Origin of the sequence: Mucilaginibacter sp. Mucisp86, from assembly GCF_047324315.1 — a bacterium.
Lineage (GTDB): Bacteria > Bacteroidota > Bacteroidia > Sphingobacteriales > Sphingobacteriaceae > Mucilaginibacter.
Map to the genome: position 1 here is coordinate 2,597,734 of NZ_CP168503.1, position 26,960 is coordinate 2,624,693.

Below are 26,960 nucleotides of genomic sequence, written 5' to 3' on the forward strand. Positions count from 1 at the left end.
GCATAACATCGCACATCTTATTTGGATTTAATATAAATAAGCTTACATTTGCTACGTTTTATATATAAATGATGAAGCTATCACAACTGGAAGTAGGCGAAATAGGTATCGTAAAGGAATTTACCGACCTTGAAATGTCGGTAAAACTGATGGAGATGGGTTGTTTACCCGGCGAAGAGGTCCGCATTTCTCGTATCGCACCCCTCGGCGATCCTATTGCTATCAGCGTATCCGGCTACCAGCTTAGCTTACGCAGGTTTGAAGCATCTACCATCATTTTGCAGTAGTTTGTAAGCATTGAAAACCAATATAAGAGTTGCACTTGTAGGAAATCCAAATACCGGTAAATCAACTCTCTTTAATATATTAACCGGGCTAAATCAAAAAATCGGAAACTTTCCGGGGGTTACTGTTGATAAAAAAACAGGCTTTTGTGCCCTGCCCGATGGCCGCACGGCCGAAATAATTGACCTTCCGGGCACTTATAGCATCTACCCAAAAAGTAAAGACGAATCTATTGTATTTTCGGTACTGGCCGATAAATCAAAAGGCATGGTGCCTGATCTGGTTGTGGTGATTCTTGATGCATCCAACTTAAAACGCAACCTGCTGCTCTACACCCAAATTGCCGACCTAAAGATCCCCGTGGTGGTTGCGCTCAACATGATAGATGTGTCGGAAAAAGCGGGTATCAAAATCAATATCGATCTCTTCGCCAAAAAGCTGGGCGTGCCGGTGATGCCTATCTCCGCCAGGAAAAATACGGGTATTGATAAGCTTAAAAGCACCATTGCCTTTGCCAACAGCATACCGCTGCAGCAGGATACCATTGATATTGAAAGCATAGCCCCGGGCATCATAGCCCGGATAAAAGAGGAAATGCAGGTTGAAAATCCGTATGTGGCCCTGCAACTCGCCCATCAGCACGAAACGCTCAGTTATCTTTCATCAACCGAAAGCGACCGTATTGAGCAGTTAGAACAGGAATATTCCTTCCATTCGCAAAAAGTACAGGCTACAGAAACTGTTGCCCGCTATAACTTTATCAACGATCTCCTTTACGATACCGTTACCAAGCCCGAAATGGCACATGACGAAACCGTAAGCAACAAGATAGATAAGATCCTTACCCACAAAGTATTTGGCTTCGTAATCTTCTTCGCTATTTTATTGTTCATATTCCAGGCCATTTTTTCATGGTCGGCATACCCGATGTCGCTCATCGAAGACCTGTTTATCTGGCTGCAGGCTGGCGCTGCTAAAGTATTGCCTGCCGGTCCGCTGAGTAGTTTGATCATTGATGGTGTACTCGCCGGCCTGAGCGGGGTGTTGGTATTTATACCTCAGATAGCTATTCTTTTTGCGCTCATCTCCATCCTGGAAGATACAGGCTACATGTCGCGCGTTACATTTATGATGGATAAGGTGATGCGTAAAGTAGGGCTCAACGGTAAATCGGTAGTGCCGCTTATAGGCGGTTTTGCATGCGCAGTGCCGTCTATCATGAGTACCCGCACTATCGAAAACTGGAAAGACAGGATGATCACCATTATGGTAACACCACTGGTAGCCTGCTCGGCCCGTTTACCCGTTTATACTTTATTGATTGCATTGGTTGTTCCTAACCGAAACGTGTGGTGGGTCTTTAACTTGCAAGGCCTCGCGCTTACGGCCATGTATGTGCTTAGCATTTTTTCGGCCATTATTGTGGCATTTGTGATGAAGTTTATCCTCAAAGCCCGCGAACGTGGTTACTTTATCATGGAGCTACCCGTTTACCGAATGCCAAGGTGGAAGAACGTGATCTTTACCATGTATGACCGTTCAAAAACCTTCGTGCTGCAGGCCGGCAAGGTAATCATCGCGGTATCGGTAATATTATGGGTATTGAAATCATACGGTCCGGGCGACAGGTTTGCACAAATAGATAAACAATACGCCCAGCCGCAATACACCAAAACCATGACACCGGATAGCCTGACCAAAGTTATCGCTTCCGAAAAATTGGAAAACTCTTATGCCGGCGTATTCGGCCATGTTATTGAGCCCGTTATTAAACCGCTTGGCTTCGACTGGAAGATAGGCATAGCGCTCATCAGTTCATTTGCTGCCCGCGAAGTATTTGTGGGCACCATGGCCACCATTTACAGCGTGGAGGGCGATGCCGACAAGCTGCAATCGGTACAGGAAAAAATGCATGAAGCTAAAAATCCAGAAACCGGCCAGCCGGTGTTTACCCTTGCGGTGGCTTTCTCGCTCATGATGTTTTATGCCTTCGCCATGCAATGCGCCAGTACAGTAGCGGTTGTTTACCGCGAAACCAAAGACTGGCGATGGCCTGCTGCCCAGTTTGCTTATATGACTATGCTGGCGTATACGGCATCATTTATTGTATATCACTGGCTGAAGTAGCTTTTGGTTCATGGATCATAGTTGATGGTTCATGGTAAAAGCTTTTTGGTATCCCCACTTAATTTTTTGCTTAAGTCATAGAACAATAACAAAAAAGCTATGAACCATGATCTATGAACTATGCGCCACAAAAACCTTATATTTGTATTGAGGTAAAAATTGGATAAAGTAAAAGTTTTAGAGAAATATTTACCGGCAGAAGCAGCCCCGCTTATTGCCCGGTGGATCGACTACTTCAAATGCGAATTGAAAATTTCGCGCAACCGCAACAGCAAATTTGGAGATTATCGTTCGCCCTACGGCGGCAAAGGCCACCGGATCTCGGTTAATTATGATCTTAACCCCTATGCTTTTTTGGTAACCACAGTACATGAGTTTGCGCACCTGCATACCTGGAACGAGCATAAACAAAAAGCCAAACCCCACGGCACAGAGTGGAAAAACAATTTCAAAAAAATGATGCAGCCATTTTTTGAAAAAGAAATTTTTCCGGATGATGTTAAAAAGGCTATCGTAAACTATCTGGATAATCCGGCAGCCTCAAGCTGCTCTGATCTGAACTTATACCGCTCATTACGCAAGTATGATCCGCCAAAAGCATCGGAAGCAATTTTGACGGTGGAAAAGATCCCCCTTAAGGCATTATTCAAGCTGAAGGATGGCCGGGTATTCCGCAAGGATGAAAAACTGCGTAAGCGGTTTAAATGTACCGAGGTGGCAACCCGGAGGATCTACCTGTTTAGTCCGGTGGCCGAGGTGGAATTGATTGAGGGCGCTACGGCAGCGTAGTTAGCTTTATTGGAGCATAAACAAAAAACGTCATTGCGAGGAACGAAGCAATCGCGAACTATACAGGGCGGGCATGCTTATAGGGGATTGCCGCGCTACGCTTATAATGACGTGATTGTATGTTATTGATTATTAAGCGTGTTTTTTATCAGTTTTGTGAATATGGGCGTTGCCTGCAGCCCGTGCTATCTGCTCATACTGCACAGGCATTAGCCACATGGCCGGTATCCGCTACTATCACTAACGCGGCCCCCGCACAGTATCGCTGGAATATATTTTTTACGTCATCACGATTTTTTCAGGATTTCCCTGATGGTTCCTCGCAATGACGCTCGTTTAATCTTCAATTCTCGATCCCCAACACCCAATCAATTTATTCCGTACTTTTACCGCATGGCAAAAGTTATATCATTTGTAAATAACCCTTACCAGGAAAATACCTATATTTTGTACGATGAAACCGGCGAATGCGTGATCATTGACCCGGGTATGTATACCGCGCCCGAGCAAAACACGGTTGTTAGCTTTATCAAAAACAATAACCTGAAGCCTGTTATGCTGCTTAACACTCATTGCCATATCGATCATGTGCTGGGCAATAAATTTGTGTTTGATCAATACGGCCTTAAGCCCCGTTTCCACATAGGTGAGTCGGAAGTATTGGCTGCAGTTGTAGCCTACGCGCCATCTATGGGTTTCCGTTACGATGTATCGCCGATGCCCGATGAATTTTTGCCCGAAACAGGTACCATCCATTTTGGCAACACCACCCTGCATTTGATCTTTGCGCCGGGACATTCGCCTGCACATTTGTGTTTTTATGATAAAGAGGCAAAAATCCTGATAGGGGGAGATGTACTGTTCAGAAATAGTATCGGTCGTACGGATTTACCGGGTGGTAACTTTACCCAGCTGATCGATAATATCGAAACCAAACTGTTTACCCTGCCCGATGATGTTACCGTTTATCCCGGCCACGGCCCCGAAACAACCATCGGTTACGAAAAACAAAACAATCCGTTTTTAACTTAGTTAAAGCCTTAGCAACGTTTTATCAAAGCATAAATAAAACCTGAACGCATAACCCCCAACACAATTGAACACGTCCATTTACATAGCAAAGCGTTACCTGTTTTCGGGTAAAAAAATGCATGCTATCAATATCATTTCGGGCATTTCTATGCTGGGGGTGCTTATTGGCAGCGCGGCTTTACTAATCATATTGTCGGTGTTCAATGGCTTTGAAAAGGTTATCCTGTCGTTATACAGCAATTTTACGCCCGAAATAAAGATAGAAGCCAAACTGGGCAAAACTTTTAATCCCAACACACCTTACTTTGCTTCCCTGCATAAAGATGCCCGTGTGTTTTCTTTTACCGAGGTACTTCAGGAAAAAGCCCTAATCAAATATGGCGACAATCCCTTTTTAGGCACGGTAATGGGTGTGAGCGATGATTTTTTGAAAAACAGCCAGCTTGATAGTACTATAGCCATAGGCTCGTTCACGCTTAAAAGCGGCGATCAAAATTTTGCGGTGATTGGCTCTACAATACAACGCACTTTGGGCATTAACGTACATGATCAGCTTTCGCCAATACAGGTTTTTTCGCCGCGGCGCGATGCGGAAAACTCGGCCAACCCCTTAAACGAATTTGTTGTTCGTAGTATCAATCCGTCGGGGGTGTTTGCCATACAGCAGGAGTTTGATGATATAACTGTAACCCCAATTGAGTTTGCCCGCGATCTGCTTGATCAGCCGGTGAATGTATCTTCGCTTCAGCTCAATTTTAAACGCGGCACCAATCTCGATGCCGCACAAAAAGATATTCAGGATAAAATAGGGAAAGATTTTACCGTAAAAAACCGCAAGGAACAAAACAGTGAGCTGTATAAAACGCTCAATTACGAAAGTTGGGCGGTTTATATGATCCTTACCTTTGTGCTTATTATTGCAATATTTAATATCATTGGCTCGTTAACCATGCTGGTTATCGACAAACGTAAGGATATAGCCATTTTAAGCGGATTGGGTGCCAACAAAAACATGATTCAGGGGATCTTCTTTTTTGAGGGAATGATGATCACTGCCGTTGGCTGTATTATCGGTATGGTGCTCGGCACCATTTTTTGCCTGCTGCAGCAACATTACGGCTGGATAAAAATGGGGGCTAAAATGACGGTACTGGATGCTTACCCTATCGATCTTAAATTTAAGGATTTTGGCCTGGTGCTGTTAACTGTTGGAGGTATTTCGGTAATTGCGGCCGGCATCAGTGCCCGTTTAAGTATTAAAGGATTGGATGAAATCAAACAGGATTTGTAAATTTGTTAAATGGGTATGAGGTATATCAGAGTTTTTATTTTGCTGCTTGTTGTTACTGCTGTTTACGCATGTAATAATGATACCCATAAAAAGGATGAGGTGACGCTTTACAAAGGCTTGTATAGTGCGGGCCCCGAAATAAAATCATTTAAAGATTGCGATAGCGGCCAGGAGTTTTGGGCGGTAGATAGTTCGGCCCAGCTTGAGTTGCAGTACTCGCAGCTCAACTTCGAAAAACCTTACGAGCCCGTTTATGTAGAGGTTGAAGGCATCAAATCAAAATCGGGCAAGGCGGGGATGGGGTCGGAATATGACAGCACCCTTGTTGTAAAAAAAGTAGTAAAAATAACCAAAGAGATCCCGCAGGACGTATGTAATTAACACCCTGCCGTGATTGTTAATAAAAGCCTAAAACAATAACTTAGGCTTTTGCATTAAGCATTAAATACTCATCTGCCTTATCGGCGTTAACTAATAACCAATGGAATCAAAACGTCAGCAAAAATTTGCCGGAGTAATACAGGAAGACCTTGCAGCCATTTTTCAGCGCGAGGGCATGAATTATTTACCTAATACCCTGGTAACCATAACCAAGGTACGCGTAACACCCGATTTGGCCATAGCCCGTATATTTTTAAGCTTTTTAGGCAATCCTAACGTGCAAACCGCTTTGCATACCATCAAATCGCACGCTTCAGAGATCAGGTATAAATTGGGCGCGCGCATTAAAGACCAGGTAAGGATCATCCCGCAACTGGAGTTTTTTGTTGACGATACCAGCGAATACGTTGAACGCATGGACAAGATCTTCGATAAGATCAGCAAAGAAGAGCGCCAACCGGATACCGAAGAAAACTAACAGCTTTTTAATGGACCGGCACACGCTGATTGCTGATTACATCAACAATCACCCTGAAGCCATTGGCAAAGTGGTTGATTTTGATGCAGATCATGACCGCCTTTATCATTTTGACCTTACTGCCGCCAACAAAGAGCTGACGGCAGAGGTTATTAACAAACCCTGGCTGTTTAGTCAGCTGGTTAGCGATAAACTGCATGATAATAATTGCCGTTACGGTATTGGCGGCTATATGGAGCACCGCACCATCTATGCCTTCAGCAGCCATTTTGATACTGATGACGAGCCCCGCCGCTTACACCTGGGTGTTGATATCTGGAGCGATGCCGGAACGCCTGTATACGCTCCGCTCGATGGCATTGTACACAGCTTCCAGGATAACAACAACATTGGCGACTACGGCCCGACGATTGTTTTACAGCATGACCTTGATGGGCTACCCCTTTACAGCCTGTACGGGCATTTAAGCCGTAAAAGCCTGGAGGGCTTATCAGCCGGCATGCCGGTTTCTAAGAACCAGCAAATAGCAACTTTTGGCAATGCCGATGAAAACGGCCAATGGCCGCCGCACCTGCATTTCCAGCTGATGTTTGATATGGAAGGCAGGCAAGGCGACTATCCCGGCGTAAGTAAGTTTTCTGAAAAAGAAACCTGGCAAAAGAATATCCCCGATCCGGGATTGATATTGAAATTTCCGGATGCGGTGAATTAGTTGCTCTAAGCCGTTATTGGACAATTTTATAATTCCCTCCCTTGGGAGGGGTGAGGTGGGGATGTGCATTGGCAGGGAGGGGTTTATGCGTCATTAAAGCAGATAAGTCTGCAGGCGAAACCCCTCCCTACACCCTCCCAGGGGAGGGAATCGCACAATCCCACACTTTTAATTTCTTCCGAACGCCTATAGGATGTCCCCCAATAAAATTCCCAAACATAATCCCCAATTTATTATCGATATTTATACTATGCTTAAAGCGTTGTACATCCATATCGCATTGATAATTATCACGACAGGACATTCATTTGCCCAGCAGCCTGCATTTAAAGGTGGCACACAAGCGTTAAATGATTTCCTGAAGGCTAAGATCATCTATCCTGAATACTCGCGGCAAAACTGTATTTCGGGCATCATCAATGTTTCGTTTATGATAGCTAAAGATGGCACTGTACACGATGCCAAAGTGCAGGATGGCCCTGGCATTGACCTTGACGACGAGGCGTTGCGGGTTATTAAACTTACCTCGGGCCAATGGACGGTCCCGGCAGGGTATAACCTTAAAACCAACATTGTTCAGCCTATCCGCTTTGATCCTGATCCGGCGCGTTGCGGCCCTGCCAATATCCGCGATATGCAAAGCGCCATAGCCAGTTACAAAGCCCAGCAGGAACTGGAGAATGCAGTTACCAACTATTACAGCAACAAATACCAAGGCAAGGCTGATACCACCAAAGAGGCCATCATCATCAACCTCAAAAAACAACTTGGCTATGATGACGATTTTATAAACGATGTACTAAGCCAGGCCAGTGAAAAATTTAAGCAGGGCGATAAAGAAGGCGCCTGCCGCGATTGGACTTTTATCCGCAACATAGGTAGTGATAAAGCCGATAATTTTATCAGGAAATATTGTGCCCCCTAACCCCCTAAAGGGGGAATAATTTAACTCGTTTGCAATGAACGCGAGTTTTTTAAGCATGGGTTGTGCGATTCCCCTCTTGAGAGGGGCGGAGGGGTGTGTTCTGCTTCAATCCAATCGCATAACACACCCCTGCTACCGCTCTTTCCCACCGCGCGCCCTCTTGAGAGCAGGGCTGTTGCGTTCTTAATCAATGTGCTTTAAAAATCGCACGGTAGGGCGTCCACGCTCGCGTAACAACATCAAAAAGGTAAGCGTGGACGCTTACCGGAGCCATAATTCAAGCGAAAGACGCTTGAACTTGCGACTAAACATTAGAATGCAACAGCCCTGCTCTCAAGAGGGGAATTTAGCGCCTTTTAACCTTGCGCTCGTTTGCAACGAGCGCTTAATATGGATTGGCGATTGCATCGCCTTTGCGTTACAAACGCAAACCCAGGTTACATGCTCCTTGCAAACGAGCGCGAGTCAAAAATGCAATTTCTTTGCGTCTTAACACCTTTGCGAGACACTCACAACCCATAAATTCCTTACCTTGCCACAGTTATGAAAACCGAACCTGAACTTCGCAAAAAAATAAAAACCTGGGTAATTGTATTTATCATAGGGCTGGTATTAAGTGGTGTAACCGCATTTCCTATTGAAACCGAATTGGCCTGGCTTGCCGACCACACGTCTGTATTTCCGGGCTTTATGCAGGACTGGATAACCAATGTTTATCACGCCGTAAAAATTACCAATCAAAACTATCCTTACCTGGCCTACGGAACCGACTGGCTGGCTTTCGGTCACCTGGTTATCGCAATGGCATTTGTTGGCCCGCTGAAAGACCCGGTTAAAAACATTTGGATAATTGAGTTTGGTATGATTGCTTGTGTAATGGTATTTCCGCTGGCCTTTATAGCTGGGCCCATCCGCGGCATCCCTGTTTATTGGAGACTTATTGATTGCTGCTTCGGCATTTTCGGGATCATGCCGCTATATATCGTTTACCGGGATATCAAAAAGCTGGAAAAGATAGCTGCTTAACCCTAATGTTCAAGCCCTTTTAGTTTTCTTTGCGCGTTCCGTTTCAACCATATTGGTATTAGGTTGCTGCTTTTCGGTTGCCTTTTCTTTATTAAGATTATACTTATTGAGAATATACTCTGCAATTAAACGTCCCAGCTTTTGCTTTCCCAAGGTTGAAAGGTGGCCGGAATTACGGTACAATATTTTATGCTTTTGGTAATCGTCACACACAAGGTTAAAAGGTACTACAATAGCCGAATCTTTCAGACGTGTATCTTTCAGCATTTCATTGGCCTGTTTACGGTATTCATCAAGGCTATGGGTGCTGCCATTATCAATAAGCAATGACGCAAGTTCATTACGCATCTTTTTTAAAATACCAAGGCTGTCGGTCTCTTCTTTAAAACCAAACTCAGGCATGGTCACAAAAACGGGCTCGATATGGCTTCGGGCCAGATCGCTGATGATGAGCGAACAATAGTAAGCGTAAAACTTAGCCCCCATCGCGCCCTCGGCATCGCTGGTACCGGCCAAAATAATACAGTAATCCAGGTTATGGTGTAATATATTGTAACTGGAATAAGGCTGATCCAGGTTGGCGTATAAATTATCGTAGATCTGTTTGGTTTTTGCTTCGGGCTGACCGAACGACGTAACCTCGGCCCTGATGCCATGTTTCAAAAACTCATTTTTAATAATCGTATCAATGGTCATACCCATAGCCCAGCTATCCCCAATAATACCAATTCTCAGAACTTCATCCTTATATCTTTTTTCTGGCACAAGGATATGCCGCTCTTTTAGTGCATAACGCTGATGAAAATAAAAACCCAAACCAGTTGCACCTATCAAAATCAATAGCAGTGCAAGCTTTAATTTTAATTTAAGTTTCATATAGATTTCGGTTTGGTTGGGTTTTTTGCCTGTTAGTTACCAAAAGTAAAGCAAACCGACATGCCCGTTAGAGCTTTTACGAATATTCCAACTAAAGGTTAAGTTTTTTTGAACATCCGCTGCGCTATTTTTTTTGAGGATTTTGTGCGCAGAATCATCATGAAGAAAAGCGCCGAAGTCAGCATGTTAAAACATTTGTACAAAATGTATGAACATATCATTTTTCATGCTATATTGCCCCCGCTAAATCAATTTGGAGCACAAATATGTATTTGCAAATTGTAATGTAAATTATCTAACTTTAATCTCTGTTTAACCAATTATAAACCCATGTTACGGAAGTTGTATTATGTGTGGCTCACTATAGCCGTCTGCATGATGTACACATTGTATTCCTGCCATTCATCCGGCGGGAATACCAATGAGCAAATGCCCGATACTATTAGTTACAACTTTAATATCCGGCCTATACTTTCAGACAAATGTTTTAAATGTCATGGCCCCGATGCCTCCCATCGCGAAGCAGACTTACGACTGGATATTGCCGAAAGCGCCTATAAAGCCTTAAAGGATAATCCATCGTCACATGCCCTTGTTCCCGGCGAACCGATGCAATCTGAGGTTTATCGACGCATCTCCACTAAAGATACTACCGAGCAGATGCCACCTGCGTCATCCAATCTGAAAAGGTTATCGCCTTATGAGGTTGAGCTCATTCACAAATGGATAAAACAGGGGGCCAAATATGAGAAGCACTGGGCTTTTGTTGCCCCGCGCAATTACCCGGTTCCGCAGGTTAAAAACACGGCATGGCCTAAAAACGCTATCGATAATTTTGTGCTGCAAAAAATGGAGCAGGCAAACCTGGAGCCAAATCCTGAAGCCGATAAAGAACGCCTGTTAAAACGCATTTCGCTCGATTTGACCGGACTGCCGCCATCCATAGCATTAATGGACGAGTTTTCGGCCGATAAAAGCGCCAACGCCTACGAAAAAATGGTAGATAAGCTGATGGCAACCCCTCAATACGGCGAAAAAATGGCGCTGCACTGGCTGGATGTTGCCCGCTATGCAGATTCGCACGGTTATCAGGATGATAACTACCGCACGCAGTGGCCATGGCGCGACTGGGTAATCCATGCCTATAATGAAAACTTGCCTTACGATAAATTCATCACCTGGCAATTAGCCGGCGACCAGCTACCCAATGCCACTAAAGAGCAACTGCTTGCAACCGGCTTTAATCGCAATCATAAAATAACCGAAGAAGGCGGTGTAATTGACGAGGAATACCGCGTAAGCTATGTAACCGACCGTACCAATACCTTCGGCAAGGCCATGTTGGGTGTCACATTGGAATGTGCCCATTGCCATGATCATAAATACGATCCTTTTTCGCAGAAGGAATACTACCAGGTTTATGCCTTTTTTAACAATGTGAAGGAAGTAGGGCTTCAATCAACCGTTGGCGGGCCCGAAACCTATGCCAAAAACCCTATGATGCAGATCAGCAATGAGGATGTTAAAAAGATTTTAACGTTTGTAAACAAGCGCGATACCGACAAGCTCATCGTATCCATCATGACCGATAGTGACAAGGTGCGGCCTACTTATATCCTAAAACGCGGCAATTATGATGCTCATGGCGATGAAGTGCAGGCCGGTACGCCAAAATCGATATTACCATTCACTAATAACTATCCTAAAAATCGTTTAGGTTTGGCCGAATGGCTGTTCAACAAAAACAACCCGCTCACCGCGCGCGTATTTGTAAACCAGATGTGGCAGGAGTTTTTTGGCAAGGGCATCGTAAAAAGCTCCGGCGATTTCGGTATGCAGGGCGATCTGCCATCGCACCCCGAACTGCTGGATTGGCTTGCCGTCGATTTTCGTGATCATGGTTGGAACATTAAACGGCTGGTGAAGCAGATAGTAATGACCGCTACGTACAGACAATCTGCCGCAGTAACACCCGAAAAACTAAAAGAAGATCCTGATAATACCTTATTAGCCCGCGGGCCGCGCGGACGTTTACCTGCAGAGTTTGTACGTGACCTGGTACTGGCCAGCAGCGGATTGCTTAACCCAACCATCGGCGGTCCAAGTGTTAACCCTTACCAGCCGCCGGGCCTTTGGGAAAATGCGACATCAGGACGAGGTATTTTAGCCAATTATAAACAGGTGCACGGCCCTAATTTATACCGCAGGGGCATGTATACACTGATCAAACGCACGGTTCCACCGGCATCACTAGGCATTTTTGACGCCAGCAACCGTGACCAGTGCGAGGTAAAACGCCTGCGCACCAATACGCCATTGCAGGCCTTAGTAATGCTCAACGACCCGACCGTATTGGAAAGTGCAAGGGTTTTGGCAGCAAAACTATTACAGGATAAAAGCACATCGACAGAAAAGATCACCAAAGCATTCCGGCTGATCCTGTGCCGGCATCCGCAGCAAAAAGAACTGGCTATTTTAACTTCATACTATGCTGATGAGTTAAAAAGCATGAAAAAGGCCGATGCCGAAAAACTGCTAACTGTAGGTGAATACCCGGTACCCACCAATTTGGATAAAGTAACACTGGCAGCCATGATGAAAGTGGTTGATACCATGTATAATTTGGAAGAAGCAATAACAAAAACCTGAGCACATGGAAAAAGATTTTTTAGAAAACAGGCTTAACATCAACCGGCGCAGGTTTCTTTCAAGGCTCAGCTTGGGCATTGGCAGCGTAGCGTTGGGTTCACTGCTCATTCCCGATCTTTTTAGTGGCAAGGGCGATGAGGCCGAGGCGGATTTTATTCCCGGCATACCTAACTTTGCGCCTAAAGCCAAACGGGTGATCTACCTGTTTCAGGATGGGGCACCCTCACAACTGGAATCGTTTGATTACAAACCCAAGCTGCGTGAAATGATGGGGCAGGAGCTGCCGGCATCTGTCCGCGGCAACCAGATCCTTACCGGTATGACGGCCAAGCAGGCTTCGTTTCCGCTGGTGGGTTCGTTTTATGATTTTAAGCAATATGGCGAGTCGCGCGCCTGGATCAGCGACATGTTCCCGCACATTGGCAAAATAGCCGATGATATCTGCATTATTAAATCGCTCAACACCGATGCCATTAACCACGATCCCGCACTTACCTTTTTTCAAACCGGGGCACAGCAGGGCAACCGCCCAAGCATGGGTTCGTGGGTAAGCTATGGCCTCGGAAGCGAGAACAAGAACCTGCCTGCCTTTACCGTATTGCTCTCTAAAGGTAAAGGAAACGGACAGGGTGTTTATTCCAAACTATGGAGCAATGGTTTCCTGGATTCCATTCACCAGGGTGTACAGTTCAGCAGCGGAGAAGACCCGATCCTGTACTTAAATGATCCCGAAGGCCTGAACCGCCACGAGCGCCGCAAGATGCTGGATAAACTCGCCGAGCTCAATGACATGAACTATAAAGAGTTCGGCGACCCGGAAATAAACACCAAAGTGCAGCAGTATGAAATGGCTTACCGCATGCAAACCGCCGTACCCGAAATTATGGACGTAAGCAAAGAGTCGGACGATATTGTGAAAATGTACGGGCCGGAGTGCCTTATTCCCGGTACGTATGCGGCTAATTGTTTACTGGCCCGAAAGCTTTCGGAAAACGGGGTACGTTTTGTACAGCTCTATCACCAGGGCTGGGACCAGCACAGCAACCTGCCCCAGGAAATGGCCGGCCAGGCCAAAGATGTCGACCAGGCATCGGCAGCATTGGTTACCGACCTCAAACAACGCGGCCTGCTGGATGAAACGCTGGTGATCTGGGGTGGGGAGTTCGGTCGCACCAATTACAGCCAGGGTAAATTGGAAAAAGCCAATTACGGCCGCGATCATCATCCGCGCTGTTTCAGTATCTGGATGGCCGGCGGCGGCATCAAACCCGGCATAGTTTACGGCGAAACCGATGAATTTGGCTATAACATTGTAAAAGATCCGGTACATGTGCATGATTTTCATGCAACCATTTTAAATCAATTAGGCATCGACCATAAAAAACTAACTTATAAAAGTCAGGGCCGCAGGTACAGGTTAACGGATGTTGCCGGCAATGTGGTGAAGGGGATAATAGCGTAAGCCCCACCCAAACCCTCCCCTAAAGGGAGAGGGCTTAAAAAAATAAAACTCTCGTCATTGCGAGGAACCACCAGGGACATCCCGGAAGAGATCATAATGACGTGTATATACAGCGGCTTGCGTGGGGGGCCGCGTTAGGGATAGCAGCGGAAAGCCCACAGCGCGCGTAGGACTGTGTGCAGGCAAAGCGAGGACTTGCAGCGGATAGCCCGGGCCGCAGGCAACGCACAAATTATTAAATTAATGAAAAGCATATTTGACAATCAATAACTTACAATCAAGTCATTATTAAGACACGAAGCAGCCCCCAAGAGAAAGAGCGGCTAAATAGATCCGCCCTGTAAAGTTCGCGGTCGCTTCGTGCCTCGCAATGACGGGATGGACAAGGAATCAAAAAAAATCCGTGTAATCGGTGTAATCACTCAGCAATCGGTGTAATCAAAATAAATAATATCAGCGAAATCAACGCAATCATAAAAATCAACGGTATGGAAAGAAGAGAATTTATCAAGCACACTTCAGTTTTATCAGCAGGCTTTTTCATAGCCAAAGACATGTTAGCGAAAGATAACGGGCCAATTTACGGCCATGGTAATATGCGCTATCGCATGGATAAAAACTGGAGCAAGGCCGATTCGCAGAAAAACCCGGTGAACGATTGCCACGAAATGGTACAGGATTCAAAAGGCCGGATTTTGCTGCTTACTAACGAAACCAAAAACAATGTGCTTATCTATAATAAATCGGGCAAGCTGCTAAGCACCTGGGGACATGAATTCCCTGGCGCACATGGCCTAACCCTGTTTAATGAAAACGGTACAGAAGTATTGTTCATAACCGATACTGTAAAACACCAGGTGTACAAAACCACATTAGATGGCCGCATTTTAATGACCATTGATGTGCCGCTGGAAACCGGCGTTTACAAAAAAGCTGAAGAGTTTGTCCCTACCGAAACTACCATCGACAGCAATGGCGATATTTTTATTGCTGATGGCTACGGTGCGCAATATGTTACTCATTATGATAAGGATGGCAAACTGAAAGGTTTCTTCGGCGGCAAGGGCGAGGGCGACGAACATCTGGATAATGCCCATGGCATCGTGATCGACAGAAGATACGACACACCTAACTTACTGGTTACCGACCGTACCCGCAACTGTTTCAAACGCTTCAGCATGGATGGCAAATTGCAGGAGGTGATCAAGCTGCCCGGCGCATGTGTTTGCCGCCCGGTAATAAAAGGCGATCATTTGTATGCCGCCGTACTTCGCTCTCCAGATTTAAGCAAAGAAAACACCGGCTTCACCACCATATTGGATAAGAACAATAAAGTAGTATCAAACCTCGGTGGCACCGAGCCTGTATACACCGATGGCGTACTGCAACCTATGGCCCAGGCCGAAAAGATTTTCCTGAACCCGCATGATGTGTGTGTGGATAACGATGAGAATTTGTACGTAGCGCAATGGGCATCGGGCAAAGTATATCCTTATAAATTCACAAGGGTTTAATTAATAACTCACAGCCCGGCGTATATGAAAAGCAGCCACAAAGGTTTTGCGGAAGGGACATTATTTGCCCTTAATATTTTTATTGTAGTGCTGTTGATAGCTGGCAACAGCCTGGTTGTGCCCCGCTGGCTGCAGCCTGTTGGCCGTATGCACCCGCTCATCCTGCATTTCCCCATCGTGATACTGATGCTGGCCATGGTGATGGAATTTTTTCGTTACCGGGAGGAATTTGTTAACGAAAAGCTGTATCAAACTTTCACAAGCTACCTGCTGCTGCTGGGTGCTTTGCTCTCGTCAATAACGGTGATTATGGGCTTGTTCCTGTCGAGGGAACCAGGTTATGAAGGCGATACTTTACAATGGCACAAATGGTTTGGCGTAAGCGTGGCCTTTACTGGCTACGGCGTATATCTCATCCGTCATACCTCAAAGTATACCGTAAGGCTGGCTAAAGCAGGAGCTGTGATAACCGTTTTCTGTTTGATTGTAGCCGGGCATCTGGGCGGCAACCTCACCCATGGGCAGGATTTTGTTTTAGGCCCGGTGATGGATCAAAGCAAAAATGCTGTGCCCATAGACCAGGCGCTGGTCTATAATGATGTGATCCGGCCTATATTTGAGGTAAAATGCCAGAGCTGTCACAATGCCGATAAAATGAAGGGAGGCCTCATGCTTACTGATTCGGCAGCAATAATGAAAGGCGGCAAAAACGGCAAGCTATTCGTAGCCGGTGACCCGGCCATGAGCCTGTTGCTGCAACGCGTACACTTGCCCGAAACCGAAAAGAAGCACATGCCCCCAACCGGTAAAACCCAACTTACCGATGATGAAAAAATGCTGCTTTACCTGTGGATAAAAAGCAAAGCCGGTTTCAACAAAAAAGTGACAGACCTGCCTGCCAACGATTCATTACGGATGATAGCCGCCACCCATCTAAAACCAGCAGAAAGTGCGGAAGAGGTTTATGATTTTTCGGCTGCTAATGAAAAGGATATCCAAAAGCTAAATAATAATTACCGTGCGGTGTATCCGCTGGCTAATGAGTCGCCGGCGCTCGCGGTTAATATCTACAATAAAAGCACCTATAATGTTAAGGTACTTGACGAATTAAGCGCTATCAGGAAACAAGTCGTTTCATTGGATCTGAACAAGATGCCTGTAAAGGATGCCGACCTAAAAACCATTGCCAAATTTGAAAACCTGCGCAGGCTAAACCTCAACTTCAGCGATGTTACCGGGAAAGGATTAAAAGAATTAGCAGGTTTAAAATATCTTAAAAGTATTTCGCTGGCGGGGGTCAAACTAACTACAGCGGATGTAAAGCAACTCATTGCCATAAAAAGTATTAATGAACTTGCGGTATGGGACAGTGGACTGAACCCTGCCGATCTTCAATCGCTTCAAAAACAAAATCCTAAGCTAAGTCTGTTAACCGGCTTTAAAGATGATGGTAAAGTAATGAAGCTTACCAGTCCGCAGTTAAAGAACACTTCGGTTATATTTAATCAGAGCTATGCCTTGCAACTTAGCAATCCTATCAAAGGGGCTGATATCCGATATACCACCGATGGTTCGGCCCCCGACAGCATTAAAGCAACTTCGTTTAAACCGGGTATTGTATTTACCCAAAGTACTGTGATTAAAGCAAGGGCATTTAAAGCCGGCTGGCTGGGCAGCGATACCGTACAGTTTAATGTTTACAAATGCGCCTACACGCCCGACAGCATCAGCTTTATTACATATCCGGATAATAAATACAAAGGCGACGGTGCAAAAACAATCATCGATAAAGAATTAGGTGGCGGCAATTTCGGTAACGGCAAATGGATCGCATCACAAAAAGATCTGTCGGTTATCATGTGGTTCAATAAACCAATTGATCTGCATTCGGTTAGCCTTAATGTGATGCGCAATATAGGCTCGCAAATCTTTTTACCCGCCGGGGTTGAGATTTGGGGAGGGGCTGATCAAAATCATCTGAAGCTGCTGAGCACCGTCAAAACAGGCACACCAAACCAGGCCGATCCGTTTGCACTGATGCCGCTGGAATGTAAGTTAAGATCTGCACAACAGGTGTCCTGTATAAAATTGGTTGCCCAGCCGCTTAAAAGTGTCCCGGCATGGCATCCGGCCAAAGGCAAACCGGGTTGGGTGTTTTTGGATGAGGTGTTTTTGAATTAAGTGATTACTGGTTGAAGTTTAGCGATAGCTTTCTTCTTTTATGTCATTGCGAGGCACGAAGCAATCGCACGGAAGCATGGCGGTCCTGTATAGCATGCTATTGCCACGTCGCCCCTTGGCTTATTCCCAGTCCCGCTCCTCGCAATGACATGGTTTTATAAAATCGCAACTTACACTTATTGAAACATCTTGCGCTCATCTGTGATGAGTGCTTAACATGGGCTTACGTTTGTAACGTTAGCGCCGGGAAATGGCGTTACAAACGCCAAACCATGTTAAGCACTCGTTAAAAACGAGCGCAAGTCAAGCGGCTATGCAGTTCTCTCTGTACTATTCGCGGTTGCTTCGTTCCTCGCAATGACGCGTAAGGGGGGACGTTAACCACTACTCTAAAAAAACATATACGTCACGTGCTTCAACACCTGGCGTAGTTTTTCAAGGGCGATGCCCATCTGGCGCTCCACGGTTTTGGGGGAGATATTTAACTGCACGGCAATTTCGCGATATTTCATATCGCTGAAACGGCTTAGTACAAAAATCTCGCGGCATTTTTCCGGGAGGGTGGCAATGGCTACTTCTATCTGCAGGGCAAGTTCCTTTTCTTCAAGACCATTTTCAAGCGTATTACGCAGCTCATCAAACAGGTTGTTCTTTTCGAGATAATTAACGTAAAGGTTTTCTATTTTCTGGCGCTTGAGGTAATTGAGGCTCCGGTTCTGCACCATTTTAAAAAGATAGGAACTTACCGACGCACAAAAGTTAACTTCATGCCCGCGCTCCCACAGGTGGGTAAACACATCAGCTGTAATTTCTTCGGCAATGGTTAAATCATTTACAAATCGGTTGGAAAACAAAGTTAAACGGGTATAGTATAGCCTGAACAGGGTTTCGAACGCTTTCGCATCACCCTGTATAAATGAGGTTATAGGTAGTTTGTTTTCCTGGATCATTAATCCTGCCTTTAATTAATCCGAATACTTTTTAAAAAACTTTAACAAGTTACAAAATTTTTAGCTCCGTATCAAATTTAATATGGAAATAATAAAAAGCTAACCCCAAACATTCTGTAAAAAAAAGGTTACGCGTAATATGAAGGGAGCATTTCAAAGAAAAGCCGAATAAATCGCACCGTTAAAACAATCACTTAAGCTGCAATAAAACCTGGAAAAGAATATAAAGCTGTTACTTTTTGAATAAAAGGCCACCCTTAAAAACCATATATACAGACGTAAGGTTACCAATATCCTCGAGGGGGTTTTTGTTCAGTACCAAAAGGTCGGCTGCTTTACCGGGCAATATAGTCCCCTTTGTGCTGTCGATGTGCAATGCCTTTGCGCCATTTAATGTAGCTGATATAATGGCATCTATCGGGGTGAAACCGGCATCGCTTACCAGTAATTTTATTTCATTCTGCACAAATTCCTCCTGGTCATCATCGGTACCGGCACATATCTCCACTCCGGCTTTATAAGCATTGGCTGTTATTCGTTTTCCTATTTCATAATTGTACCGCATGGCAGTGTCTGTTTCAGCCCATTTTTTATAGGTAAGCAACGTTGCATCCAGCATAGTGCCATTCTGTTTCATCAGGTTAAACAAATCGGTCATCTGAGGTACAGCATCATCCCAAAATTCCTCGGTGTGTCGTTGTTTTTTCCACAGGTCCGGAATTTTATCAAATTTTTCATGTATCAGTAAGGGCGCATGCGAAATTGAGCCTATGCCTGCCTTCACCAGATCGGAGGGTTTGGCCATCTGCAGCCAGGCATGCCCCCATACAATCATTCCCTGCCTGGTTGCTTCACTTATGATCTTAGCAGCCAGTCCCGGAGATAAATCAGCGTACAATTTTATTCCGGCGGCACCGGTGCCTTTTGCTGCGGCAACGGCCAAAGGCATATTTGTACTATCTGTAACAGCCAGCATATAAGGCATTTTACCGGCAATAGCCCCTTTGGTAGAGGTTCCCGTCCTCGGGTCGCTAAAAAAAGTTGGCCCGGCCATCAATGCAGAATAATATATATAAGGCGACACAATATCCCCGGTAAGTGCATCACGCGATAAGCCGGCAAGCGTGCGTGCATCGCCGGCCATATCTCTTACGGTTGTAATACCACTATACAACATCTGCTGCAGCACACTGAGTGTATGCGCCCGGTTATCGGTTCCTGACGGATCTGTAGCAAAGTGTACATGGGTATCAATCAAACCAGGGAGCAGGTATTTTCCCTTTAACGAAAGGATGTGATAAGAAGCCGGAATAGGCTGGGTTCCGTCCTTAAAAACTTCCCGGATAACAGTGCTGTCGATAATTACCGTTTGCCCAGCGAGGGACATCCGGTGATTGGCATCAATAATTGTAAGCCCGGTCAAAGCCACACGAGCAAGCGAAACCTGCGCATGTGAAAAATTACAAAGCAGCAGGGAAGGAACAAATAAAAGGAGCAGCCGGATCCATCTCATAACCATAAAGATAATTAATGGAATATAACGGAGCGCGATAATTTACGGTAAATATAAAATTGAAAAATATTTCACACGGCTTTGAGGGTATCCGTTTTTTCGATTGTCTTAACGATAATATTACAAATGGATAACGAAGAAGTAAAACTACTGTTGGTAAAATATATAACAGGCGAAGCTACCGCACAGGAGCTTGAGCAGGTTAAACAGTGGATAAGTGCGCACCCCGAAAACGAGCAGTATTTTGCACAATTGTATGAAACCTGGCATAATATGCTTTACCTGCAGCCAGCGGTTGTAAATAAAGAGAATGCCTATAATAAGCTTTCGGCTGAGATAGAGCCAAAACAACCGTTACGCTATGCAAGGCTGATCACCTGGGGCAAAGCGGCTGCCGCTATTGCTTTGCTGGCGGCAGTTACTGTTACCTTATATAACAGGTACTCAAAAAATGTAGAAAGTGTAAGGCAGATTGCCGCTAACCCCGGTGCCATTAAAAAAATTGTTTTGAGCGATGGTACGCAAGTTTGGCTTAACGCGGGAAGCAAGCTTAATTATACCGCCGATTTTGGCAAAACAACCCGCACCGTTTACCTGGAAGGCGAAGCCTTTTTTGATATCGCCCCCGGCAAAAAGGAGGTCCCTTTTATTGTTAATACAAAAAACTATACTATCAGGGATATCGGCACAAAGTTTAACCTGAAAGCATATGCTTCCGACCCGTTCTTTGAAACTACTGTGGTAAAAGGGGAGGTATCGGTTGAAGGGAATGTAGATAACAATGCGCATGAAATGAGCCGTATTTATGTAAAGCCACGGCAGGTGCTCCGGATCTACTACCATCCCAAAAAAGAAAACTATAGCTACACCACACCCGACCCTAAAAGCCTGAACGAGATCCAGGTATCGGAGATCGACTCGGCCAAGCTCGACCGTTATGACGGCTGGAAAGAAAACCTGCTGGTATTTGATGGCACTACCCTCAGTGAAATAGCAAAAGTATTGCAGCGCAGATATAACGTAATCATCATAATTACCGACAACGAGATTGGTAACATCCGTTATTCAGGAAGCTTCAAAAATGTATCTGATATTGAGAAGGTGCTGGCAATTATAAAAGGGAATACCCCCATAAGTTACCTTAAAAACGGAAATGTAATCAACATAACTAAAACCAACAATAATGAATCATCTAACTAAAACAAAAAGGAAACTATGATTAAAAACTAACATTCTCTTTTACATAAAAAACCCGGATGTGCTACCAACACGCCCGGGCTAAAGCAATCAAAGCTAATACCCTACGCTTGGGGAAGCATCGTATTAACTGATTAACAAACAAATTTATGATTAATTTTTACAGAAAGTCCGCTCTGGCCGCCGGCCCGTGGCAAAAAACGATCAAAATTATGAAGCTGGTAACCGTTCTGCTCTTAACGGGCATTATGCAAATACACGCTGCCGCTTATTCACAAAACGTTTACAACTTTAGTGTAAACAATATTTCTGTTAAGCAAATGTTTAAGCAAATTGAAAAAAGCAGTAAATACACTGTTTTTTACAGGCTTGACCAGGTTGACGTTGACAAGAAAATAAATGTGGACGTGCAGGACGCGCCTATTGAAACCGTAATGCAGAAGGTGCTGCAAAAACAGCCTTTAACCTTCCAGGTGGTTGATGATATCATCATTATAAAACCCGCAGATGAAAAACCAATTGTTACTTTAACCGTAACGGGGGTGGTTAAAGATGTTAGCGGTCAGCCCTTACCAGGGGTAAGCGTAAAGCTGAGGGGCAGTAATTTAGGCACAGTTACCGACATCAACGGTAAATATACCCTCACTATGCCCGACGGCAAAGGGACGCTTGAATTCGGCTTTTTAGGTTTTACCGCACAAGCCGTGCCGGTAAACGGACAAACAACCATCAACGTAACCTTGCTTGAAGAGTCAAAAGCGCTGAACGAGGTTGTTGTGGTTGGTTATACCACCCAAAAAAAGAAGGACCTTACCGGCGCTGTTGCTGTAGTTAACGTTAAAGATCTTAACAAACAGGCTTCGTCGTCCGTAAACTCGCAATTGCAAGGCCAGGCATCGGGCGTTACCGTTACCGGATCGGGCCAGCCCGGCGAAGAGCCACAGGTACACATCAGGGGTTTTAATACTTTCGGGAATAATACTCCCCTATACGTAGTTGACGGCGTGGAAACATATGATGTAAGCACGCTGAACCCTAACGATGTTGAGACCTTCCAGGTGTTAAAGGATGCGAGTTCGGCATCAATATATGGTGCAAGGGCTGCAAACGGCGTTATCATCATCACTACAAAAAGGGGTAAAGGCAAGGTAAACATCCAATACGACGCCTACTACGGTACGCAAAGACCCAAAGGCGGCAATGTCTGGAATACCATAACGCCGCAACAAATGGCCGATCTGAAACTTACCGCCAAGAAAAATTCGGGCGATAACAGTATTAAAGATGCCTTGTACAACCCAACCGGTACAGGCTCGACTTTTACACTGCCCGATTACATTACCCCGGCAGGTGCTAAAGAAGGCGACCCATCTGTCGATCCATCAAAATACTATGTAAACCCCAATTATACCTCAGCGACAGACCTTGGCAATTTTTACAGGATAACAAGGGCCAACAAAGCCGGTACCGACTGGTATCATGAGTTGTTTAAATCGGCCCCGATGAACAGCCACAATATATCATTGAGCGGCAGTACCGATAACGCCAGCTATTTATTCTCGTTAAATTATTTTAACCAGCAAGGTACACTAATTGATACTTATCTTAAACGATACACGCTTCGCTCAAACACCACCTACAATGTAACTAAACACATCAGAGTGGGCGAAAACCTGGCTTATTCTATAACCAGGCAGCCCCAGGTAAATGATGGAACATCACATTCGCAGGTTAGCACCAATGACCCGGATGGCGTTATTGCACATGCCCTGCGCGAGCAACCAATCATTCCGGTTTACGACATTAAAGGTAACTATGCAGGCAGTTACGGTACGGGCCTCGGTGATGCCAATAACCCGGTTGCCATACAGGAGCGTACAAAAAACAACCAGTCAACAAGCTATCGTTTGCTTGGTAACGTATTTGCCGAAGCCGACATTATTCCCGGCCTTACTTTACGCACCAGCTTTGGCGGCGATATCATTAACAGCAACAACCATTCGTTTTCGTTCCCTACATATGAAAACGTTGAAAACTCTTCAACAAATACTTATAGCGAAGGATCGGACAACAGCTATACTTATAACTGGACCAACACCCTTAGCTATCAAAAAGCATTTGGCAAACACAATGTTAACATAGTGGTAGGTACAGAGGCGGTTGAAGATCATGACCGGTATGTAGGTGGCAGCATCCAGGGATTTTACACTTTTGATCCCAATTATGTAAACCTGTCTACCGGTACCACCAATAAAAACACCTACAGCGGAAAATCTAACAACTCGTTATTTTCGGAGTTTGCCCGTTTAGATTATACTTATAACGACCGCTACCTGTTTAACGCCACTATCCGTCGCGATGGTTCATCAAAATTCCCGGTTGACCAACGTTACGGTTATTTCCCTGCATTCAGCGCAGGCTGGCGTATCTCGCAGGAAAACTTCATGAAAAATATCACCTGGCTTACCGACCTGAAGCTAAGAGGCGGCTGGGGCATTATGGGTAACCAGATCAATATGGGCAGTAAAGACGCTTACGTTACGTTCAGCAATGATATTGGCCAGTCGTATTATCCTATCGATGGTTCACTTAACCTAACACCTGGCTTCTACCAGGATCAAACTGCCAACCCTCATGCGCTTTGGGAAAAGGATATTAACTCCAACTTTGGCTTTGATGCAACCTTATTTGGCGGCAAAATAGCCGTAACTGCCGATTACTATCGCAAAGACATTAAGGACCTGTTATTTAACGCTACCCAGTTAGGTACTGCAGGTAACGGTGCTTTCCCGGCGCAAAACGTTGGTAAAATGAAAACCGATGGTCTTGACCTTTCTGTTACCGGCAACTTCAGGGCCAGCAGCGACCTGAGCTTTAATGCAACCGGTACTTTAACCACTTATAATAACAAAGTATTAAAAGTATCTGATGACAGGGATTACTTCCCCGGCTCAGCAACAAGCAGGTTTGATAACCCGATCACCCGCAGCCAGGTAGGTCATTCTTTAGGCGAGTTTTATGGCTACCAGATCGTAGGTTTCTGGAACTCACAAGCCGAAATTGATGCAGCCGACAAAGCTGTACAAACCCGCACCGGCGACCCGAATGCTTACTACCAATCGGATGTAAAGGTTGGCCGTTTCAGGTATAAAGACGTGAACGGTGATGGTGTCATTACCGATGCCGACCGTACTTTTATCGGCAATCCAAACCCGAAAGTTACTGCCGGTTTAAACCTGGGTGTAAACTATAAAAACTTTGATGCCAGCGTATTCCTTTACGGCTCATTCGGCAATAAACTATGGAACAGCGTTAAATACTGGCGGGATTTCTATGCTTCATTCGGTACAGCAAAAAGCTATACCGCGCTTAATGATTCATGGACGCCAACTCATCAAAATGCGAAGGCCCCTATCCAGGAACTTGACGCATCAACCAGCAGCGGCGCTACACCAAACTCATATTTTGTTGAAAACGGCACCTATGTACGTATGCGTAACGCGCAGGTTGGCTACACTTTTAACCTTGCAGGCCTTAAAAAGGCAGGGATCCAAAAGTTAAGGATCTATGTATCGGCAACCAACCTGTTTACATTAACTGGTTACAGCGGTGTTGATCCCGAACTAAGCGGCAACACCAAAGATTTTGGTATTGACGAGGGTAGCTACGCCAGCCCCCGCACCTTCATATTCGGAGTTAATTTTTCATTATAACAGCAATATTTAAACGGATTACAATGAAAGCTAAAAAACTTATTTCCATAGCGCTTTTAAGCATCCTATCGCTTGGCGCATGTAAAAAATCATATCTCGATAAGCCTATTAACGGCGCCCTCGAACCTCAATTTCTCGAAACAGAATCAGGAGCTAATGAACTGCTTGTAGGTGCTTATGCAGTGTTGGATGGCCAGCAGGGCGGCGACGCCTCGGTAGGCGGCGGCGGCGCATGGGAAGCCTCGCCGGATAACTGGGTATACGGCGGTGTAGTAGGCGGTGATGCATCTAAGGGCAGTATCGCCGGCGATCAGCAACCGATAGAACCGATGATGAAATACAACGCCGATGCCAGCAATGGCTTTTTTGACAGTAAATGGCGGGCCGATTATGAGGGTGTATCGCGCACAAACAACACCATCAAAATAACCAATAAGGTTACTTCCATATCAGCCTCAAACAAAACCAATATACTGGCACAGGCCCGGTTTTTAAGGGCGCATTATTACTTCGATCTAAAAAAGATGTTCAATAATGTACCTTATCTGGATGAAACAACTACCGATGTCAATCAGCCTAACAATACGGATATCTGGCCAAAAATTGAGGCCGATTTTAAATATGCTTACGACAATCTGCCTAATACCCAACCCGAAGTTGGCCGTGCCAATAAATGGGCCGCAGGTGCATACTTGGGTAAAACTTACCTGTACGAGCATAAATATGCTGAAGCAAAGGTTGTATTTGATGCCGTTATTGCGCAGGGTGTAACTTCAGATGGTAAAAAGTACGCCCTTAACGCTAAATTCAACGACAATTTCAGAACGGCTACCAATAACAGCGCCGAATCTGTTTTCGCGGTACAGGCGGCAGCCAATACAGACCCCAACGGCCCTTCACAGGCAAATAACGGCGATATGCTTAACTTTCCGTATGGCAATAGCAGTCCGTTTAGTTGCTGCGGCTTTTACCAGCCCTCAATTGACCTCGTAAATCATTTCCGCACCAATCCAACTACGGGCTTACCATATCTTGACGATTATAACAGCCATGCTATAAAAACAGATATGGGCCTGGCATCGGCAGACGATTATACTCCGGATGCAGGTACTATTGATCCACGCCTTGACTGGACTGCCGGTCGCCGCGGGATCCCTTATCTTGACTGGGGCTTACACCCCGGAGCCGACTGGATCCGCGATCAGCAGTATGGTGGCCCTTATTCGCCTATCAAAAATGTTTATGGCCAGGCCGAACAGGATGTAAACGGCGATAACACCTCATGGGCCCCGGGTTCAGGCATCAATTACAACATTATTCGTTATGCCGATGTACTGTTAATGGCCGCTGAGGTTGAAGCACAGGTTGGGAGCCTGGATAAAGCCGAAAGTTATGTAAACATGGTGCGTAACCGCGCAGCTAATCCCGAAGGTTTTGTACATAAATACAAAGACAATGATGACCCAACGGCTGGGTTCACCACTCAGGCTGCTGCTAACTACAAAGTGAGCCCATATCCCGGCGGTGCATTTGCCAGCAAGGATTTTGCGCTTAAAGCCATCTATTTTGAGCGTAAAATTGAGCTCGCAATGGAAGGGCACCGCTTTTTTGACCTTGTACGCTGGGGCATTGCCGATACCGAGCTTAATGCTTACATAGCATATCAAAGTACGTTAACCAATGATGTAAAAGGCGGTAAATTCATTAAAGGGAAAAGCGAATATTTCCCGATACCGCTGGTAGAGATTGACCTAAGCGCCAAAGGCGGCACACCGCAATTGAAACAAAATCCGGGTTATCATTAATTAAAATCCACCTTAATAAACTTACCGGGATTGTACAATTCCCGGTAAGTTTAT

At 45.2% G+C, this 26,960-nt stretch carries 20 protein-coding genes; 17 read left to right on the forward strand and 3 right to left on the reverse strand.

Features of this window, described 5'->3' with window-relative positions; translation table 11 throughout:
- Positions 1 to 71 precede the first annotated feature (71 nt).
- The 10 genes from ACEN9X_RS11000 to ACEN9X_RS11045 all read left to right on the forward strand — a co-directional run bounded on the left by ACEN9X_RS11000 (position 72) and on the right by ACEN9X_RS11045 (position 9,046).
- Positions 72 to 287 carry a FeoA family protein gene (locus tag ACEN9X_RS11000; protein WP_413671130.1) on the forward strand — a complete coding sequence of 72 codons (216 nt, stop codon included), beginning with the start codon at positions 72 to 74 and terminating at the stop codon, positions 285 to 287.
- A gap of 10 nt (positions 288 to 297) precedes the next feature.
- On the forward strand, positions 298 to 2,412 hold the full coding sequence (gene feoB, locus ACEN9X_RS11005; RefSeq protein ID WP_413670413.1) for a ferrous iron transport protein B: 2,115 nt from the start codon (positions 298 to 300) through the stop codon (positions 2,410 to 2,412).
- 159 nt (positions 2,413 to 2,571) lie between these two features.
- Positions 2,572 to 3,201 (forward strand): SprT-like domain-containing protein, encoded by a 630-nt coding sequence (locus tag ACEN9X_RS11010; protein WP_413670414.1) that lies wholly within the window; start codon positions 2,572 to 2,574, stop codon positions 3,199 to 3,201.
- A 393-nt stretch (positions 3,202 to 3,594) separates the two neighbouring features.
- Positions 3,595 to 4,233, forward strand: a complete 639-nt coding sequence (locus ACEN9X_RS11015) for an MBL fold metallo-hydrolase (RefSeq protein WP_413670415.1) — start codon at positions 3,595 to 3,597, stop codon at positions 4,231 to 4,233.
- A gap of 64 nt (positions 4,234 to 4,297) precedes the next feature.
- Positions 4,298 to 5,524, forward strand: coding sequence for an FtsX-like permease family protein (locus ACEN9X_RS11020; protein WP_413670416.1), 1,227 nt, complete (start codon positions 4,298 to 4,300; stop codon positions 5,522 to 5,524).
- Positions 5,525 to 5,539: 15 nt separating this feature from the next.
- The gene (locus tag ACEN9X_RS11025) at positions 5,540 to 5,905 is read left to right on the forward strand and encodes a hypothetical protein (RefSeq protein ID WP_413670417.1); all 366 of its coding nucleotides are present in this window, start codon (positions 5,540 to 5,542) and stop codon (positions 5,903 to 5,905) included.
- Between the two features lie 100 nt (positions 5,906 to 6,005).
- Entirely contained in the window at positions 6,006 to 6,383 is a 378-nt protein-coding gene (gene rbfA, locus ACEN9X_RS11030) for a 30S ribosome-binding factor RbfA (RefSeq protein ID WP_090532309.1), read from the forward strand.
- Between the two features lie 10 nt (positions 6,384 to 6,393).
- Entirely contained in the window at positions 6,394 to 7,095 is a 702-nt protein-coding gene (locus tag ACEN9X_RS11035) for a peptidoglycan DD-metalloendopeptidase family protein (RefSeq protein ID WP_413670418.1), read from the forward strand.
- 250 nt (positions 7,096 to 7,345) lie between these two features.
- Complete coding sequence (locus ACEN9X_RS11040) at positions 7,346 to 8,020, forward strand: TonB family protein (protein ID WP_413670419.1); 675 nt, start codon at positions 7,346 to 7,348, stop codon at positions 8,018 to 8,020.
- Positions 8,021 to 8,563: 543 nt separating this feature from the next.
- Positions 8,564 to 9,046, forward strand: a complete 483-nt coding sequence (locus ACEN9X_RS11045; RefSeq protein ID WP_413670420.1) for a hypothetical protein — start codon at positions 8,564 to 8,566, stop codon at positions 9,044 to 9,046.
- Positions 9,047 to 9,055: 9 nt separating this feature from the next.
- Here the strand turns inward: ACEN9X_RS11045 and ACEN9X_RS11050 are convergent, their stop codons facing one another.
- Positions 9,056 to 9,922, reverse strand: coding sequence for a hypothetical protein (locus tag ACEN9X_RS11050; protein ID WP_413670421.1), 867 nt, complete (start codon positions 9,920 to 9,922; stop codon positions 9,056 to 9,058).
- Between the two features lie 330 nt (positions 9,923 to 10,252).
- Here ACEN9X_RS11050 and ACEN9X_RS11055 point away from each other — a divergent pair, with 330 nt between their 5' ends.
- The 4 genes from ACEN9X_RS11055 (at position 10,253) to ACEN9X_RS11070 (ending at position 17,728) form a co-directional block, all read left to right on the forward strand.
- Positions 10,253 to 12,571 carry a PSD1 and planctomycete cytochrome C domain-containing protein gene (locus ACEN9X_RS11055; protein ID WP_413670422.1) on the forward strand — a complete coding sequence of 773 codons (2,319 nt, stop codon included), beginning with the start codon at positions 10,253 to 10,255 and terminating at the stop codon, positions 12,569 to 12,571.
- A gap of 4 nt (positions 12,572 to 12,575) precedes the next feature.
- Positions 12,576 to 14,033 carry a DUF1501 domain-containing protein gene (locus tag ACEN9X_RS11060; protein ID WP_091167486.1) on the forward strand — a complete coding sequence of 486 codons (1,458 nt, stop codon included), beginning with the start codon at positions 12,576 to 12,578 and terminating at the stop codon, positions 14,031 to 14,033.
- Between the two features lie 488 nt (positions 14,034 to 14,521).
- Complete coding sequence (locus ACEN9X_RS11065) at positions 14,522 to 15,547, forward strand: hypothetical protein (RefSeq protein ID WP_413670423.1); 1,026 nt, start codon at positions 14,522 to 14,524, stop codon at positions 15,545 to 15,547.
- Positions 15,548 to 15,571: 24 nt separating this feature from the next.
- Positions 15,572 to 17,728 (forward strand): c-type cytochrome domain-containing protein, encoded by a 2,157-nt coding sequence (locus tag ACEN9X_RS11070; protein ID WP_413670424.1) that lies wholly within the window; start codon positions 15,572 to 15,574, stop codon positions 17,726 to 17,728.
- Between the two features lie 389 nt (positions 17,729 to 18,117).
- Here the strand turns inward: ACEN9X_RS11070 and ACEN9X_RS11075 are convergent, their stop codons facing one another.
- Both ACEN9X_RS11075 and ACEN9X_RS11080 read right to left on the reverse strand, forming a co-directional pair.
- Entirely contained in the window at positions 18,118 to 18,678 is a 561-nt protein-coding gene (locus tag ACEN9X_RS11075) for an RNA polymerase sigma-70 factor (protein WP_413670425.1), read from the reverse strand.
- Positions 18,679 to 18,910: 232 nt separating this feature from the next.
- Positions 18,911 to 20,191 carry an amidohydrolase family protein gene (locus tag ACEN9X_RS11080; protein WP_413670426.1) on the reverse strand — a complete coding sequence of 427 codons (1,281 nt, stop codon included), beginning with the start codon at positions 20,189 to 20,191 and terminating at the stop codon, positions 18,911 to 18,913.
- Positions 20,192 to 20,317: 126 nt separating this feature from the next.
- On the opposite strand from ACEN9X_RS11080, the gene ACEN9X_RS11085 reads away from it, so the two are divergent.
- The 3 genes from ACEN9X_RS11085 to ACEN9X_RS11095 all read left to right on the forward strand — a co-directional run bounded on the left by ACEN9X_RS11085 (position 20,318) and on the right by ACEN9X_RS11095 (position 26,906).
- Positions 20,318 to 21,391: a FecR family protein gene (locus ACEN9X_RS11085; protein WP_413670427.1), complete on the forward strand. Its 1,074-nt coding sequence runs from the start codon at positions 20,318 to 20,320 to the stop codon at positions 21,389 to 21,391.
- Positions 21,392 to 21,600: 209 nt separating this feature from the next.
- Positions 21,601 to 25,101: a TonB-dependent receptor gene (locus ACEN9X_RS11090; protein WP_413670428.1), complete on the forward strand. Its 3,501-nt coding sequence runs from the start codon at positions 21,601 to 21,603 to the stop codon at positions 25,099 to 25,101.
- Between the two features lie 23 nt (positions 25,102 to 25,124).
- On the forward strand, positions 25,125 to 26,906 hold the full coding sequence (locus ACEN9X_RS11095) for a RagB/SusD family nutrient uptake outer membrane protein (RefSeq protein ID WP_413670429.1): 1,782 nt from the start codon (positions 25,125 to 25,127) through the stop codon (positions 26,904 to 26,906).
- The last annotated feature ends 54 nt before the right edge of the window (positions 26,907 to 26,960 follow it).

What these genes read in the sequence shown, in the direction of transcription:
- ACEN9X_RS11000 (WP_413671130.1), top strand. Translation starts at nt 72, where the DNA reads ATGAAGCTATCACAACTGGAAGTAGGCGAAATAGGTATCGTAAAGGAA.
- ACEN9X_RS11015 (WP_413670415.1), top strand. Translation starts at nt 3,595, where the DNA reads ATGGCAAAAGTTATATCATTTGTAAATAACCCTTACCAGGAAAATACC.
- ACEN9X_RS11025 (WP_413670417.1), top strand. Translation starts at nt 5,540, where the DNA reads ATGAGGTATATCAGAGTTTTTATTTTGCTGCTTGTTGTTACTGCTGTT.
- rbfA (WP_090532309.1), top strand. Translation starts at nt 6,006, where the DNA reads ATGGAATCAAAACGTCAGCAAAAATTTGCCGGAGTAATACAGGAAGAC.
- ACEN9X_RS11035 (WP_413670418.1), top strand. Translation starts at nt 6,394, where the DNA reads ATGGACCGGCACACGCTGATTGCTGATTACATCAACAATCACCCTGAA.
- ACEN9X_RS11040 (WP_413670419.1), top strand. Translation starts at nt 7,346, where the DNA reads ATGCTTAAAGCGTTGTACATCCATATCGCATTGATAATTATCACGACA.
- ACEN9X_RS11045 (WP_413670420.1), top strand. Translation starts at nt 8,564, where the DNA reads ATGAAAACCGAACCTGAACTTCGCAAAAAAATAAAAACCTGGGTAATT.
- ACEN9X_RS11050 (WP_413670421.1), bottom strand. Translation starts at nt 9,922, where the DNA reads ATGAAACTTAAATTAAAATTAAAGCTTGCACTGCTATTGATTTTGATA.
- ACEN9X_RS11055 (WP_413670422.1), top strand. Translation starts at nt 10,253, where the DNA reads ATGTTACGGAAGTTGTATTATGTGTGGCTCACTATAGCCGTCTGCATG.
- ACEN9X_RS11060 (WP_091167486.1), top strand. Translation starts at nt 12,576, where the DNA reads ATGGAAAAAGATTTTTTAGAAAACAGGCTTAACATCAACCGGCGCAGG.
- ACEN9X_RS11065 (WP_413670423.1), top strand. Translation starts at nt 14,522, where the DNA reads ATGGAAAGAAGAGAATTTATCAAGCACACTTCAGTTTTATCAGCAGGC.
- ACEN9X_RS11070 (WP_413670424.1), top strand. Translation starts at nt 15,572, where the DNA reads ATGAAAAGCAGCCACAAAGGTTTTGCGGAAGGGACATTATTTGCCCTT.
- ACEN9X_RS11075 (WP_413670425.1), bottom strand. Translation starts at nt 18,678, where the DNA reads ATGATCCAGGAAAACAAACTACCTATAACCTCATTTATACAGGGTGAT.
- ACEN9X_RS11080 (WP_413670426.1), bottom strand. Translation starts at nt 20,191, where the DNA reads ATGAGATGGATCCGGCTGCTCCTTTTATTTGTTCCTTCCCTGCTGCTT.
- ACEN9X_RS11085 (WP_413670427.1), top strand. Translation starts at nt 20,318, where the DNA reads ATGGATAACGAAGAAGTAAAACTACTGTTGGTAAAATATATAACAGGC.
- ACEN9X_RS11090 (WP_413670428.1), top strand. Translation starts at nt 21,601, where the DNA reads ATGAAGCTGGTAACCGTTCTGCTCTTAACGGGCATTATGCAAATACAC.
- ACEN9X_RS11095 (WP_413670429.1), top strand. Translation starts at nt 25,125, where the DNA reads ATGAAAGCTAAAAAACTTATTTCCATAGCGCTTTTAAGCATCCTATCG.